Annotated in this window: 15 protein-coding genes; 14 read left to right on the top strand and 1 reads right to left on the bottom strand. The window is 65.6% G+C overall.

Annotated elements, in window-relative coordinates; translation table 11 throughout:
• Positions 1-107: 107 nt before the first annotated feature.
• Genes AAFG16_RS42800 through AAFG16_RS42760 form a run of 9 tightly spaced genes read left to right on the top strand, consistent with a single transcriptional unit; the run spans position 108 to position 8,850 of the window.
• Complete coding sequence (locus AAFG16_RS42800; protein ID WP_342741070.1) at positions 108-1,031, top strand: N-carbamoyl-D-amino-acid hydrolase; 924 nt, start codon at positions 108-110, stop codon at positions 1,029-1,031.
• A 32-nt stretch (positions 1,032-1,063) separates the two neighbouring features.
• Positions 1,064-1,891 carry an ABC transporter substrate-binding protein gene (locus AAFG16_RS42795; RefSeq protein WP_342734989.1) on the top strand — a complete coding sequence of 276 codons (828 nt, stop codon included), beginning with the start codon at positions 1,064-1,066 and terminating at the stop codon, positions 1,889-1,891.
• Positions 1,888-2,745 carry an amino acid ABC transporter permease gene (locus tag AAFG16_RS42790; RefSeq protein ID WP_283082196.1) on the top strand — a complete coding sequence of 286 codons (858 nt, stop codon included), beginning with the start codon at positions 1,888-1,890 and terminating at the stop codon, positions 2,743-2,745. The genes AAFG16_RS42795 and AAFG16_RS42790 overlap by 4 nt, the downstream gene beginning before the upstream one ends.
• Positions 2,742-3,506, top strand: a complete 765-nt coding sequence (locus tag AAFG16_RS42785; protein WP_283082195.1) for an amino acid ABC transporter ATP-binding protein — start codon at positions 2,742-2,744, stop codon at positions 3,504-3,506. The genes AAFG16_RS42790 and AAFG16_RS42785 overlap by 4 nt, the downstream gene beginning before the upstream one ends.
• A 15-nt stretch (positions 3,507-3,521) precedes the next feature.
• Positions 3,522-4,337, top strand: a complete 816-nt coding sequence (locus tag AAFG16_RS42780) for an ABC transporter substrate-binding protein (RefSeq protein WP_342734987.1) — start codon at positions 3,522-3,524, stop codon at positions 4,335-4,337.
• A complete protein-coding gene (locus AAFG16_RS42775) occupies positions 4,324-5,208 on the top strand; it encodes a polysaccharide deacetylase (RefSeq protein WP_342734985.1) in 885 nt (294 codons plus the stop codon). Before AAFG16_RS42780 ends, AAFG16_RS42775 begins: the two co-directional genes overlap by 14 nt.
• An 8-nt stretch (positions 5,209-5,216) precedes the next feature.
• Complete coding sequence (locus AAFG16_RS42770) at positions 5,217-5,873, top strand: aspartate/glutamate racemase family protein (RefSeq protein ID WP_342734983.1); 657 nt, start codon at positions 5,217-5,219, stop codon at positions 5,871-5,873.
• A gap of 23 nt (positions 5,874-5,896) precedes the next feature.
• Positions 5,897-7,480: an ABC transporter substrate-binding protein gene (locus AAFG16_RS42765; RefSeq protein WP_342734981.1), complete on the top strand. Its 1,584-nt coding sequence runs from the start codon at positions 5,897-5,899 to the stop codon at positions 7,478-7,480.
• Complete coding sequence (locus AAFG16_RS42760; protein WP_342734979.1) at positions 7,477-8,850, top strand: amidohydrolase family protein; 1,374 nt, start codon at positions 7,477-7,479, stop codon at positions 8,848-8,850. The genes AAFG16_RS42765 and AAFG16_RS42760 overlap by 4 nt, the downstream gene beginning before the upstream one ends.
• On the opposite strand, the gene AAFG16_RS42755 is transcribed toward AAFG16_RS42760, so the two are convergent.
• Complete coding sequence (locus AAFG16_RS42755; RefSeq protein ID WP_342734977.1) at positions 8,847-9,746, bottom strand: LysR substrate-binding domain-containing protein; 900 nt, start codon at positions 9,744-9,746, stop codon at positions 8,847-8,849. The genes AAFG16_RS42760 and AAFG16_RS42755 overlap by 4 nt on opposite strands.
• 275 nt (positions 9,747-10,021) lie before the next feature.
• On the opposite strand from AAFG16_RS42755, the gene AAFG16_RS42750 reads away from it, so the two are divergent.
• Genes AAFG16_RS42750 through AAFG16_RS42730 form a run of 5 tightly spaced genes read left to right on the top strand, consistent with a single transcriptional unit; the run spans position 10,022 to position 14,943 of the window.
• Complete coding sequence (locus tag AAFG16_RS42750) at positions 10,022-11,056, top strand: ABC transporter substrate-binding protein (RefSeq protein WP_342734975.1); 1,035 nt, start codon at positions 10,022-10,024, stop codon at positions 11,054-11,056.
• A 23-nt stretch (positions 11,057-11,079) separates the two neighbouring features.
• Positions 11,080-12,120 carry an ABC transporter ATP-binding protein gene (locus tag AAFG16_RS42745; protein ID WP_342734973.1) on the top strand — a complete coding sequence of 347 codons (1,041 nt, stop codon included), beginning with the start codon at positions 11,080-11,082 and terminating at the stop codon, positions 12,118-12,120.
• Positions 12,117-12,992, top strand: coding sequence for an ABC transporter permease (locus AAFG16_RS42740; RefSeq protein WP_283082186.1), 876 nt, complete (start codon positions 12,117-12,119; stop codon positions 12,990-12,992). Before AAFG16_RS42745 ends, AAFG16_RS42740 begins: the two co-directional genes overlap by 4 nt.
• A complete protein-coding gene (locus AAFG16_RS42735) occupies positions 12,989-13,798 on the top strand; it encodes an ABC transporter permease (protein ID WP_342734970.1) in 810 nt (269 codons plus the stop codon). Before AAFG16_RS42740 ends, AAFG16_RS42735 begins: the two co-directional genes overlap by 4 nt.
• Before the next feature lie 8 nt (positions 13,799-13,806).
• Positions 13,807-14,943, top strand: a complete 1,137-nt coding sequence (locus tag AAFG16_RS42730) for an FAD-dependent oxidoreductase (RefSeq protein WP_342734968.1) — start codon at positions 13,807-13,809, stop codon at positions 14,941-14,943.
• Positions 14,944-14,961: the final 18 nt, after the last annotated feature.

Raw genomic sequence — 14,961 nt, 5'->3', positions numbered from 1 at the left:
CAGCGGATTTGCGCGTCGCATCAAAGGGTTCATTCGCCCATTGAGGCAGCATTGCGCACAGATTGGAGGCAATCTTGGTTCGTGTCCTTCGCGCCGCCGCCGCCCAGATGGGGCCGACGCAAAAAGCCGATACGCGAGAGCATACGCTGGCGCGGATGCTCGCACTGCTGGAGGAGGCGGCCGGTCGCGGCGCCAGCCTTGTGGTGTTTCCGGAGCTCGCCTTCACCACCTTCTTTCCGCGCTGGCTGCTCGAAGGCAAGGCGCTCGACCAGTATTTCGAGCGCGGCATGCCGAACCCGGCGGTGGCAAAGCTGTTCGACCGCGCGCGTGCGCTTCGCGTCGGCTTCTATGTCGGCTATGCCGAGCTGACGCCGGACGGCCGCCGCTACAATTGCGCCGTTCTGGTCGATCGCGACGGCGAGATCCTCGGCCGTTATCGCAAGGTGCATTTGCCGGGCTCGGTCGAGCCTCGGGAAGGCGCTCGCTACCAGCAGCTCGAAAAGCGCTATTTCGAATATGGCGATCTCGGCTTTCCCGCCTTCCGTGCCGGCTCGGCCTGGGCCCATGCCATCATGGGCATGATGATCTGCAACGATCGCCGCTGGCCGGAATCATGGCGCGTGCTCGGCCTGCAGGGCGTCGAGCTCGTCTGCATCGGCTACAATTCGGCCGCCTACGATCCCAACGGCGGCACGACGGAAGACGGAGCCCTGCGCACCTTCCACTCGACGCTGGTGACCCAGGCCAACTCCTACATGAACGCGACCTGGGCGATCTCGGTGGCGAAGGCGGGCGAGGAGGACGGCTCCGGCCTGATCGGTGGCTCCTGCATCGTCGATCCCAACGGCCGCATCGTCGCGCAGGCGCAGACGCTGGCCGACGAGGTCATTGTCGCCGACATCGATCTCGATCTCTGCCGGCAGGGCAAGGACAAGATGTTCAACTTCGCCGCCCACCGGCGGCCCGAGCAATACAGGGTGATCACCGAACGCGCCGGCGTCATCGAGCCGGCTGTTCTCGACGCGGACTGAGCAAGTGGCACGGCGCTGGCAAAGGAGCTGACATGACACGCCTCTCGCATTTCCTCTGGTCCGCAGCCTTGGCTGCCGTGACGTCCGCGCAGGCCGCCGAGCTGCCGGCGGAAATCAAGCAGGCGGGCACGCTGAAGCTCACGGTCAACTCCACCTACGCGCCGATGGAATACCGCGATCCCGCCAGCAACGAGCTGGTCGGGCTCGACATCGATCTGGCGAACGAGCTCGCCAAGCGGCTCGGCGGACTCAAGATCGTCTGGAGCGAGACGCCGTTCGCCGAGCTGATCCCTTCGCTCCAGACCAGGCGCGCCGATTTCATCATCTCCGGCATCTCCGACCGCGCCTCGCGACGCGAGACGGCCGATTTCGTCGATTACCTCGCGACCGGCCCGCAGTTCTTCGTCATGGCCGATAACGCGGCCAAGGACGCGACCGATCTCTGCGGCAAGAAGGTCGGCACCACCCGCAGCACCAGCTTCCCGGTCGAGATCGAGAAGTGGAGCAAGCAGAATTGCGAGGCGGCCGGCAAGCCGGCGATTCAGTACGTTCCTGGCGAGAACTCGATCGACGTGCGTAACCAGCTCAAGCAGGGCCGCATCGAAGCCGCTGTGCAAGGCAGCGAGACGCTGCCTTATGCGCAGACGCAGGAGCCCGGCAAATACCGCATCGTCGGCGAGGCGTTTGCGAAAGGCTATCAGGGCATCATGTTCCGCAAGGACGATGCCGCGCTCCGTGAGGTCGTGACGGAGAAGCTCTCGGCGATGATCGCCGACGGCGCCTACAAGGCCGTTCTCGACAAATGGGGCCTTGGTGCCAACGCAGTCGAGAAGCCCATGCTGAACGCGGCGCCGCAATGAGGCCGGCGCCGGCACTCGCGGAAGGTTTCCCCGATCTGTCGGGTATGCGGATCGCGCGTGAGCCGCACTGGTTTCGCTGGATCAGCGCGGCCCTGATCGTCCTTGTGCTGGCGGCGATTGCGCGCGCCTTCGCCAACGGCCAGATCGAATGGTCCTATGTCAGCCGCTTCCTCACGGCCAAGGTCATCCTCGAAGGCATCGTCAACACCATGGTGATGGCGGTGCTGGCGATGGCGCTCGGCATCGTCCTCGGCATCGTCGTCGCGATCATGCGGCTGTCGCCCAATCCGGTGCTGAAGACGGTCGCCGCCGGCTACACCTGGCTGTTCCGCGGCACGCCGCTGATCCTGCAACTGCTGTTGTGGTTCAATCTCGCGCTGGTGTTTCCGACCATCGGCATTCCCGGCCTGTGGTCCGCGCGCGCCGTCGACGTCATGACGCCGTTCCTTGCGGCACTGCTCGGGCTCGGCATCAACCAGGGCGCCTATACATCGGAAGTGATGCGCGCCGGCATGCTGTCGGTCGACATTGGGCAGTATGAGGCGGCGCAGGCGATCGGCATGGGACGGCTGCGTGCGCTGCGCCGGATCGTGCTGCCGCAGGCGATGCGCGTGGTGATCCCGCCGCTCGGCAACGAGTTCATCAGCATGGTGAAGGCGACCTCGCTGGCCAGCGTCATCCAGTATCCGGAACTGCTGCACAACGCCGAGAACATCTACTACGCCAATTCCCGCGTCATCGAGCTTCTGATCGTGGCCGGGCTCTGGTACCTGCTCGTGGTCTCGATCCTGACCCCGCTCCAGATGTTGCTCGAACGCCGCTTTGCACGCGGCACATTGCGGCTGGCGCGATGACAAAACCCCTCGTCGCGATCCGCTCCGTCAGCAAGAGTTTTGGAGAGTTCCAGGCTCTCAAGAGCGTCTCGCTCGACGTCTGGCCCGGCGAGGTGATGTGTCTGATCGGCGCTTCCGGCTCGGGTAAGACCACGCTGCTCCGTTGCATCAACCAGTTGGCTGTGATCGACGCCGGCGGCATCTGGCTCGACGGTGAGCTGTTAGGGGTGCGCGAGCGGGGCGGCAAGCTCTATCGTCTCAGCGAGTGGGAGATCGGACGGCAGCGGCTGAAGACCGGCATGGTGTTCCAGCGCTTCAACCTGTTTCCGCACAAGACCGCGCTGGAGAACATCACCGAAGGTCCGACCCAGGTGCAGGGGCGCAAATCCGACGAGGTCCGCGCGGAAGCCATCGAACTGCTTCGTCGCGTCGGACTTGCGGCCAAGGCCGATTGGTATCCCGCCCAGCTTTCCGGCGGCCAGCAGCAGCGCGTGGCGATCGCGCGGGCGCTCGCCATGAAGCCGATGCTGATGCTGTTCGACGAGCCGACCAGCGCGCTCGATCCCGAGCTCGTCGGCGAGGTGCTTGCGGTCATGAAGGAGCTGGCGAGGAGCGGCATGACCATGATGGTGGTGACGCACGAGCTCGGCTTCGCCCGCGAGGTCGCCGACCGCGTCGTCTACATGGACCAGGGCGCAATCGTCGAGCAGGGGCGCGCCTCGGACGTGCTGGGCGCGCCGCGCGAGGAGCGCACAAAAGCATTTCTTTCGGCTGTGATCTGAAATGGGGGCGTGTCGATGAAGAGATTTTTGCTTGCGGCGGCGTTTCTCGGCGCCATGAGCGCCTCAGCGATGGCGATCGAGCTGCCGCCTGACATCGCCAAGCGCGGCAGCCTCAAGGTGGCACTGGTGCCGAACTATCCCCCGATGGAATTTCGCGATCCCGCCACCAACGCGCTCACGGGCTTCGACATCGATCTCGGCGAGGCGATCGGCCGCAAGCTCGGCGTCAAGATCGAATGGACGGAGACCAGCTTTGCCGAGTTCATGCCGTCGGTTTCGACGGGGCGGGTGGATGCCATCCTGTCCGGCTTCACGGATTATGCAAGCCGGCATGAGATTGCCTCCTTCGTCGACTACCTGCGCAGCGGTCCGCAGTTCTTCGTGCAGCAGTCGCGCAAGGCGGAGTTCAAGGATGCGGCGGCGCTGTGCGGCAAGAAGGTCGGCGCCAGCCGCCGCACAATGTTTCCGGCACAGATCGCGGCCTGGAGCGAGAAGAGTTGCGGCAGCAGCCCGATCCAGTTCGTCGGCACCGACGGCTCGGCCGACGCACGCACCCAGCTCCGGCAGGGCCGCATCGATGCGGCAGCCCAAGGCAACGAGACGCTGCCCTACATCATGGACCTCGAGCCCAACACCTATGCGACTGTGGGCGAGCCCATCGCGCAGCAATTCACCGGCATTGCCCTGCCGGTCAAGGAAAAGGCATTGCAGCAGGCGATGCTGGAGGCGGTCGACGCGCTGATCGCGGACGGCACCTACAAGACCCTGCTTGCCAAGTGGAAACTGACTGACAACGCACTCGAAAAGGCGACCATCAATGCTGGACAGTAAGGCACTCCAGAGCATTCCGCTCACCCCAGCCAATACCGCGGATCCCGCGCCCGAATATCCCTGGCCGAAGCCGTACACCTCCGCGATGTTCCTGTCCTTCGACGTCGACGCGGAGAGCGCCTGGACCAGCAAGGACGCGGTGCATGCGCAGCGGCTCATCACCATGAGCTATGGCGGCTATGAAGCGCGCGTCGGCACGCCGAAGCTGCTGGAGCTGCTCGACCAGCTCGATCTCAAGGCGACGTTCTTCGTCACCGGCTGGTCGGTCGATGCGCATCCGGCGATGGCCGAATCGATCCTCAAGGCCGGTCACGAGATCGGCCATCACGGCTATCACCATCTCTTGCCCGATCCCGGCGATCCCTGGATCGAGGAGGAGCTGGAGCGCGGTTTCGAGGCGCTGAAGCGCCGACTCGGTGTCAGGCCGACCGGCTATCGCGCGCCCTATGGCGAGTTCACCGAGGAGCTGCGGGTCGCGCTGGTGCGCCATGGCATCGTCTACACGTCCTCGTTCCGCGACGATGTCAGGCCCTACCGGCATCGCCTCGCCGACGGCAAGCCCGGCACGATCGAGCTGCCGGTCACGGCGAGCTACGACGACTGGATGCACGGCCTCTCCGCACGCTTCAGCCCGCGCTCGATCTTCCCGAAAGAGCACGTGCTCTCGATGTGGAAGGACGAGCTGGATGAAGTGCGCGACTGGGGCGCGATGGTGACGACCGTGCTGCATCCGCAATGCAGTGGCCGTCCGATGCGGCTGCGGCTGCTGCGCGAGTTCCTGACTTACGCAAAATCGTGCCCGGACGTCTGGATCACGACCGGCGAGAAGATCTCGGAGAACTTCCTGCGGCACGAAGCCGGCAACCGCTGAGCCCTGCCATGACCCGCCGCCGCATCCTCGTCATCAACCCCAACTCGTCGGCGCCGGTGACGGCGGCGATCGACGACGCGGTCGCGCCGCTGCGGATCGCCGGTGGGCCCGAGATCGAGGTGGTCGGCCTTGCCGAGGGCCCGCCGGGCATCAGCACGCAGCGCGATGCCGACAGCGTCGTCATGCCGCTGGTTGGTCGCGTCACGGGCGACGATGCGGATGCGTTCGTGCTCGCCTGCTTCAGCGATCCCGGCCTGCATGCGGTGCGCGAGGCGGCAGGCAGCCGCCCGGTGATGGGCATCGCCGAGTGCGCGATCTTTCGCGCGCTGATGCTCGGCGAGCGCTTTGGAATCATCGCGCTGTCGCCGTCGAGCATCCGCCGCCAGCAGCGCATGGCGCGGGTGATGGGCGTCGACAGCCGCTATGCCGGCAGCTGGTCGGTCGGCGCGAGCGCCGCGGAGACGGCGGGCGCGGACATCCGCGGACGTCTGATCGAGGCCGGCCGTGCGCTGGTCACCCAATGCCGCGCCGATGTCGTGGTGATGGGCTGCGCCGGGATGGCCTCGCATCGTGCGGCGATCGCGGATGCGATCGGCGTGCCGGTCGTTGAGCCCGCACAGCAAGCCGTCGCGGCTGCGATCGGCGCAGTCTTGTTGAACACGTAAGAGACCTTCAGGAGCCTCTTGTCATGCCTATCTCCCGCCGCTCGCTCCTCAAGGCCGCCGCCACCGTGCCGGCGTTGTCGTTGCCGGGCATCGTCCGCGCTGAATCCCAGTCCACGCTACGCTTCATCCCGGTCATCGACCTCGCCTTCGTCGACCCCATCTATTCGACCGCGCAGGTGTCGCGAAACCACGGTTTCATGGTCTACGACACGCTCTACGGCATGAGCTCGTCGCTGCAGGTCTCGCCCCAGATGCTGTCGGGCCACGCCATCTCGGCCGACCAGCTTCAGTGGGACCTGACGCTTCGCGACGGCCTGTTCTGGCACGACGGCGAGCGCGTGCTCGCGCGCGACTGCGTCGCGAGCATTCGCCGCTGGGCGGCGCGCGACGGCTTTGGCGGCGAGCTGCTGGAGGCGACCGCGGAGCTGTCGGCTGCCGACGACCGCACCATCCGCTTCCGTCTCAAGCGTCCGTTCCCGCTGCTGCCGCAGGCGCTCGGCAAGGCCGCGATCAACGCCTGCTTCATGATGCCGGAGCGGCTGGCGAGCCAGGATCCGTTCAAGCCGCTGACCGAGGTGATCGGCAGCGGACCGTTCCGCTATCTCGCCGACGAGCGGGTGCAAGGCGCGCGCAATGCCTACGCCAAATTCGAGCGCTACCAGCCGCGCACGGACGGCAAGCCGGATTGGACCGCGGGACCCAAGATCGTGCACTACGACCGCGTGGTCTGGACCACGACGCCCGATGCCGGCACCGGCGTCGCCGCGCTCCAGACCGGCGAGCAGGATTGGCAGGAGACCACGCCGCACGATCTGCTCCCGGTGATCAAGGCGGCCGGCGACATCGAGACGCGCATCCTCGATCCCAGAGGCTACGCCTGCATGCTGCGGCTCAATCATCTGCAGCCGCCATTCGACAATCCCGCCATCCGCCGTGCGCTCTTGGGCGCGATCGACCAGTCTGCATTCATGACGGCGGTCGCCGGCACCGATCCCGCCTTCCAGGTCTCGCCGATCGGCTTCTTCGCGCCGGGTACACCGATGGCGAGCGATGTCGGCCTCGACGTGTTCCGCGGCCCGCGTAACTACGACAAGGTCAAGGCTGACCTGAAGGCCGCCGGCTACAATGGTGAGAAGATCGTGCTGCTCGTCCCCACCAACTCGTTGGCGCAGAAGCCGCTCGGTGAGATCGCGGTGGACAGCTTACGCAAGGGCGGCATGAACGTCGAGTATGCCGGGCTCGATTTCGCCGTGGTGCTGCAGCGCCAGTTGAAGAAGGATCCGATCGGGCAAGGCGGCTGGAGCGCGGCGGTCGGCAATTGGCAGGGCATCGACTGGCTCAACCCGGCCGGCAACACCAACATCCGTGGCGAAGGCAAGGTCGCCGGCTGGTATGCGAGCAATAAGATGGGCGAGTTGCGCGGCCAGTGGCTGGCGGCCTCAGAACTCGCCGAACAGCAGCGCATCTGCCGCGAGATCCAGGCGGTCGCATTCGAGGAAATCCCCTATATTCCGATCGGCCTGTACAAGCAGCCGACCGCCTACCGCAAAGCCATCACCGGCATTCTCGACGGCACCGCCGTGTTCTGGAACGTACGCCCCGCATGAGCACCACAGCAATCTTCGGCAGCTATGTGCTGTCACGGAAAGACGGCGCGCAGGATGTGCTGCGCGACCATTGGGTTCTGGTCGAAGGCAAGAGGATTGCCGCGATCACGCGCAGTAAGCCGAGTGCGGATCAGGCCTACGACCGCCCCGGGCGCTTCGTGCTGCCGGGTCTCCTGAACCTGCACAATCACTGCTTCTCCGAGGCGGTGGCGCGCAGCCACACCGAAGACGGCAACGGCCGCAAGAACAACCAGAGCATCGTCTACACGGTGCTGCTGCCGCTGACCAAGCGCGGCGCCGATATCCTGTCGGCGGAAGAGCGCCTCGCCATCGCGCGGCTCGGTATCCTCCAGCTGCTCAAGGGCGGCGCCACCACCGTGATGGAGCCGTTCCGCAACTCGATCCCTGAAATGTTCGACGCGGCGGAAGAGATGGGCATCCGCTTCTACGGCGCGCCCTATCTGTTCTCGACATCGGATGCCAAGGCTGGCACCGATGGCGTGGTGCACTATTCCGGCGACGACGGCGCCGCCGACATGGCGACCTGGGATGCGCTTTATCAGCGCTGGAACAACCGTGGCGACGGCCGCATCAACCTGGCGATGAGCCCACACGCCACCGACACCTGCGGCCCCGATCTCTTGAAGGCCTGCGCCGCCCGGGCCCGCGAGCTCGGCGTGCCCATCACGACGCACATGGCGCAGAGCCGTGCCGAGGTCGAGACCATCGGCAAGCGCTATGGCGGCCGTACGCCGGCTGAGTACCTCGACTGGCTCGGCCTGCTGGCGCCAGATCTGATGGCGGCGCACTGCATGTTCAGTAGCGACGACGATCTCAAGCTGATGGCCGCGCGCGGCATGACCGTCTTGAATTGCCCGCGCGTGTTCGCCCGCGCCGGCGTCACCGCCGCGTTCAGCCGGTTCGCCGAGCATGGTGTGCGCACCGTGGTCGGCACTGACGGCTACAACATGGACCTGCTCGGCGAGCTCAATGCGGCATCGCTGATCTCCAAGATCACCTCGGCGCGTCCCGACGTCGCGAACTCGCCCGCACTGATCGAGGCGAACACGGCGGTCGCTGCCGACGTCATCAAGCGGCCCGATCTCGGCCGCATCGAGCCCGGCGCGACCGCCGATCTCACCGTGGTCGATCTCACTCATCCGCATCTTCAGCCGCTATTCGACCCGCGCCGCGCGCTGATCGCACTCGCCAACCGCGCCAATATCGATCAGGTCATGGTCGACGGCCGCATGCTGGTCGATACCGGCCGCTATCTCGGCGCGGATGAGGCGGCGATCACCGCCGCCGGCAGCGCCGCGATCGGCAAGATCTGGGACCTGCCGGAGGCGCAGGCCGCTTTCAACGGCTAGTTATCGAATTCGACCAGCGCCTTGCGCACCGTCTCGACGAAATCCAGTGCCATCGGCGAGGCGCTACGTTGCGCCGGAAACACCGCAGAGAATTCGAAATCAATGCGCGGCAGGAACCGGCGCACGATTACACCGCGGGTGGAAAATTCCTGCGCGGTGAAGGGATCGCAGATAGCAACCCCAAGCCCCGACGAGACCATGCCGCACATGATCTCCGACAGCGTGGTCTCGACGCGCAGCACCCGGCGGACATCGTGGCGATGGAAGACCTGGTCGACGAGATGCCGGCTCGACGATCCCGCCGACAGCGAGATGAAGGTCTCACTCTCGAAATCGCGCGGCTCCAGCACTTCTTTCTCTGCGAGGCGATGACCGGTCGGCAGCACCGCGACGCGCGCCAAGGCCGGCAGCCGCTGGCTCGGCAGGCCGGAATGGGCGATCGGCACCTCGGCAAAGCCGATGTCGCATTGATTGTTCAGCACCCAGTCGACCACGATCGGCGAGATCACGCCGAAGAAGGCGAGGTTGAGGTTGGGCCGCTCCATCAGGAAGTGCCCCGCGAGCCGCGGCAGATAGCCGTTCGCCAGCGCCGGCAGTGCGGCGATGCGAAGCGAGCCGGTGCGGCGGCCGCGGATCTCTTCGGCTGCCGCGGTGATGCGTTCGAGGCCGACGAAGGAGCGTTCGACCTCGGTATAGAGCGCCATCGCGGCGGCGGTCGGGACGAGACCGGTGCCGCGCCGCTCGAACAGCTCCATCTTGAGCAGTGCCTGGAGGTCGCGCAGCAGCCGGCTCACCGCCGGCTGCGTCACCGCCATCAGCTTCGCCGCCTCGGTGACGCTGCCGGTCAGCATCGTCGCGCGGAAGGCCTCCACCTGCCGCGAATTGATCCGCACCATGCCGGATTCCAATCATAACATTTATGCATGCAAAGGGTGCCATTATTCATTGGACGATGGAAGTATAGGTTGCGATCTTTTTCATCAGGACTGGGGTCAGCCCGCTTTTTCGGCAGATTGGAGGGGTTCAAACCTCCAGATCGCGCCAAAACCGCCGAATGGGGGCCGGAGCCCTGATCGGAAATGGATTGGCGCGGAAGGAAACGCGGCAACGCACTCCAGCCAGCGAGACTCGTCGGCACGTCACCTCATTCCGGTATTGGAGATCGGTCCATATGAAGACTTTTCGCCTCCTGACAGCGGTCAGCATCGCGGCGCTCATTGCCGCCCCGTCGGTCGCCTCGGCCCAGCAGAAGACGCTCTATGTCGCCGGCTATGGCGGCTCGTTCGAGAAGACCATCCGCGACGAGGTGATCCCGACCTTCGAGAAGGAGAACGGCGTCAAGGTCGAGTACGTCGCCGGCAACTCCACCGACACGCTGGCGAAACTTCAGGCGCAGAAGGGCAACCAGCAGATCGACGTCGCCATCGTCGACGACGGTCCGATGTACCAGGCGATCCAGCTCGGCTTCTGCGGCAAGCTCGATGGCCTGCCGGCCGATCTCTACGACACCGCGCGCTTCAAGGACGATCGCGCGGTCGCGATCGGCATCGTCGCCACCGGGTTGATGTACAACACCAAGGCGTTCGCCGAGAAAGGCTGGGCGCCGCCGACCTCGTGGAACGACCTGAAGGACACGAAATACGCAAAACAGCTCGTGATCCCGCCGATCAACAACACCTATGGCCTCGAAGCGCTGGTGATGCTCTCGAAGATGAACGGCGGCGGCGAGACCAACGTCGATTCCGGCTTCAAGATCTTCAAGGAGCAGATCAATCCGAACGTGCTCGCCTATGAGCCGTCGCCGGGCAAGATGACCGAGCTGTTCCAGTCCGGCCAGGCCGTGATCGCGGTGTGGGGCACCGGCCGCGTGCAGAGCTTTGCCAATACCGGCTTCCCCGTCGACTTCGTCTATCCCAAGGAAGGCGCCGCGACGCTGCTGACGACGGCCTGTCCGATCAACAAGCCGAGCGCCTCGCCGCTGGCCTCGAGCTTCGTCAAGATGCTGCTCGATCCCAAGATCCAGCTCGTCATGCTGAAGGACTACGGCTACGGGCCGGTGCTGAAATCGCTAAAGGTGCCGCCGGAGCTCGGCAAGATGGCGCCGATCGGCGAACGCGCGGCCAAGCTCTACAATCCGGACTGGACCGTCATCAACGAGAAGCGCGAGGAGTGGACCAAGCGTTGGAATCGCGAGGTCGAACGCTGATCGGTCGCAGCGGAGACAACGTCATGGCTTATCTCGAGCTCGATCGGGTCGCCAAGCAGTTCGGCGCGCAGACTGTGGTCGACGACTTCAGCCTGTCGGTGGGGAAGGGGGAATTCATCTCCTTCCTCGGCCCGTCCGGCTGCGGCAAGACCACGACCTTGCAGATGATCGCGGGCTTCCTCGATCCCACGCGCGGCGCGATCCGCCTCGAGGGCAAGGACCTGACCGCGATCCATCCGGCCAAGCGCGGGCTCGGCATCGTGTTCCAGAGCTACGCGCTGTTTCCGCATATGACCGCGGCGGAGAACGTCGCGTTCGGCCTCGAGATGCGGGGCGTGCCGCGCAGCGAGCGTGCCGAGCGCGTCCGCGCCGCGCTTGCGATGGTGGGCCTCGCCGGTTACGAGGACCGCCATCCCCGCCGCATGTCCGGCGGCCAGCAGCAGCGCGTGGCGCTGGCGCGCGCGTTGGTGATCAAGCCGAGCGTGCTGCTGCTCGACGAGCCGCTGTCGAACCTCGACGCAAAACTGCGCGAGGAGATGCAGATCGAGCTGCGCCAGATCCAGCGCACCATCGGCACAACGACGATCCTCGTCACCCACGACCAGAACGAGGCGATGTCGCTGTCCGACCGCATCGTGGTGATGAGCCAGGGCAAGATCGAGCAGATCGGCACGCCGCAGGAGACCTATGAGAAGCCGGCTTCGGCCTTCGTCTCGCAGTTTTTGGGCAAGACCAACGACTTTGCCGGAACGATCGACCGGACCGTCTCGCCGACGCAGCTGGTGGCGGGCTCCTGGCGTGCACCGGCGCCCGCCGGGTTTGGCGGTCCCGTGACTGTCAGCGTTCGCCCCGAAAGGATCGGCTTTGGCGACACAGGGCTCAGCGCAAAGATCATCACGCGTATCTTCCAGGGCAATCACTGGCTGTTCCAGTGCGACAGCGAATGCGGCCCGGCCATCGTGATCCGGCAGAATGACGGGAAAGCGCAGCCGGCCGAAGGCGACGCCGTTCGCCTGACCTGGCGGCCCGAGGACATGAGCGTGCGCGCGAGGGCCGGCGCATGAGCGCGGCCGCGGAGGAACGCAGCGCGCGTGCGCCGTGGGCGCTGACGGCGCCTGCTTTGATGCTGTTCGTCGGCGTGCTGCTCATTCCGCTCGCGATGACGGTGATGCTGTCGTTCCACGATTGGGGCCAGTACAAGGGCATCGAGCCGGTCTTCATCTTGAAGAACTGGCACGAGATCGCAACCGATCCCTATTACGCCGAAATGTTCTGGCGCACCTTTCGCATCGCCATCCTGACCACGCTGCTGACCGCCGTGCTCGGCGCTCCCGAGGCCTACATCCTTAATCGCATGAGCGGCCGCTGGAAAAGCTTCTTCCTGCTCGTCATTCTCGGACCGCTGCTGATCTCCGTGGTGGCGCGAACGCTCGGCTGGGCGCTGCTGTTCGGCGGCAACAACGGGCTCGTCAACAAGCTCTTGATGTCGCTCGGCGTGATCCGTTTCCCCATTCCCTTCATGTTCACCGAAACCGGCATGGTCGTCGCGCTCGCGCATGTGATGATGCCGTTCATGGTTCTCTCGGTGTGGGCCGCGCTGCAGCGGCTCGATCCGCAGATCGAGAATGCCGCGATGTCGCTTGGCGCCGGACCCGTGACCATCATCCGCCGGATCATCATGCCGCAGATCATGCCGGGCGTGCTGTCGGGCGCGATCATCGTATTTTCGCTCTCGGCCAGCGCCTTCGCGACACCGGCGATCATCGGTGGCCGCCGGCTCAAGGTCGCTGCGACGCTCGCCTATGACGAATTCCTCAACACGCTGAACTGGCCGCTTGGTGCCGCGGTCGCGACGCTCCTTCTCGTTGCGCTGGTCCTCATCGTCGTCGGCAGCAACGCACTGATCGAGCGGCGCTATGCGGAGGTGTTCCGATGAGACGGAACGGGCCGCTCGCGCTGATCTTCCACACCATCTTCGTCATCGTCATGGTGGCGCCGATCCTGGTGGTGTGCCTCGTCGCCTTCACGCCCGAGGGTTTTCTGTCGCTGCCGACCAACGGCTTTTCGCTGCGCTGGTTCAGGACCATCGCGAACTACCCTGAATTCATCCACGCCTTCTGGGTCAGCCTCGGGCTCGGCGCGCTGTCGTCCCTCGTGGCGCTGCTGTTCGCGGTGCCGGCGGCGCTGGCGATCGCGCGCTATCGCTTCCGCGGCCGTGATGCGCTGGCGGCGCTGTTCCTGTCGCCGCTGATGATCCCGCATGTCGTGCTCGGCATCGCCTTCCTGCGCTTCTTCACCTCGGCTGGGCTCGGCGGCAGCTTTGCCGCGCTGATCATCGCGCATGTCATCATCGTGTTTCCGTTCGCGCTGCGGCTGACGCTCGCGGCGGCGACCGGCATGGATCTCTCGGTCGAGATGGCGGCGGTCTCGCTTGGCGCCGACGGCTGGACGCTGTTCCGTCGCGTGACCTTGCCGCTGATCCTGCCCGGCGTCATCAGCGGTTGGGCGCTCGCCTTCATCCAGTCCTTCGACGATCTCACCATGACCGTCTTCCTCGCGGCGCCGGGCACCGAGACGTTGCCGGTGCGCATGTTTCTTTACATCCAGGACAACATCGATCCGCTGGTGACGTCGGTCTCGGCCTGCGTGATCGCGATCACCATGACCGCCCTCATTCTGCTCGACCGCTTCTACGGGCTCGACCGCGTGCTCGCCGGCAAGGGTGGCGATACCGGACGATAGGAGAACCCATGTCCAGGGATTACGACGTCGCCGTGGTCGGCGGCGGTTTGCTCGGTTCCGCCATTGCCTGGGGCCTCGGCCGTCTCGGCAAGAGCGTCGCCGTGCTCGACGAAGGCGACATCACCAAGCGCGCTTCGCGCGCGAACTTTGCGCTGGTCTGGGTGCAGAGCAAGGGGCTCGGTATGCCCGCCTATACGGTCTGGACCGTGCAGGCATCGCAGGCATGGGGCCGGCTTGCCTCCGAGCTGAAGCAGCAGACGGGGCTCGATGTTGCCCTTCAGCAGAATGGCGGCTTTCACCTCACGCTCGGCGAGGACGAATTCGGTCAGCGCACCGAGCTCGTCAAGCGCATGCACAACCAGGTCGGCGCCGCCGACTACAAGATGGAGATGTTGCGGCCCTCCGAGATCAGGAAGGCGCTGCCGCTGATCGGGCCGGAGGTTTCCGGCGGCAGCTACTGCCCGCTCGACGGCCACGTCAATTCGCTGCGCACGTTCCGCGCCTTCCACACCGGCTTCAGGGCATTCGGCATCGACTATTTCCCGGAGCGTCCGGTCTCGGCGATCAGCAAGAGCGGCGGCGAATTCCGCCTGACCACGCCGAAGGGCGAGCTGCGTGCCGCCAAGATCGTGCTTGCCGCGGGCAATGCAAACCAGACGCTTGCGCCGATGGTCGGCCTGTACGCGCCGATGGGACCGACCCGCGGCCAGATCGTGGTGACCGAACGCACCATGCCGTTCCTGCCCCATCCCCTCACCACGATCCGCCAGACCGACGAGGGCACGGTGATGATCGGCGACAGCAAGGAAGACGAGCTCGACGAACGCACGATGAAGCCTTCGATCAGCGGCGTGATGGCCGATCGCGCCCAGCGCATGTTCCCGCATCTGTCGCGGCTCAACGTGGTCAGGAGCTGGGCCGGCATCCGCGTCATGCCGCAGGATGGCTTTCCGATCTACGACCAGTCGGAAACGCATCCCGGCGCCTTCGTCGCCTGCTGCCATTCCGGCGTGACGCTCGCCTCCAACCACGCCTTCGAGATCGCGCGCATGGTGGCGCAGGGCGCGCTCGAGCCGGAGCTGGTCGGCGCGTTCTCCGCGAGCCGCTTTGGCGGCGCTGGCGCTGTGAACGACAGCGGCTACTGAGGTGCAAATGTCTGTGGT

This window comes from Bradyrhizobium sp. B117, assembly GCF_038969555.1.
Classification (GTDB): domain Bacteria; phylum Pseudomonadota; class Alphaproteobacteria; order Rhizobiales; family Xanthobacteraceae; genus Bradyrhizobium.
This window is presented reverse-complemented; position numbering and strand designations above follow the sequence as displayed.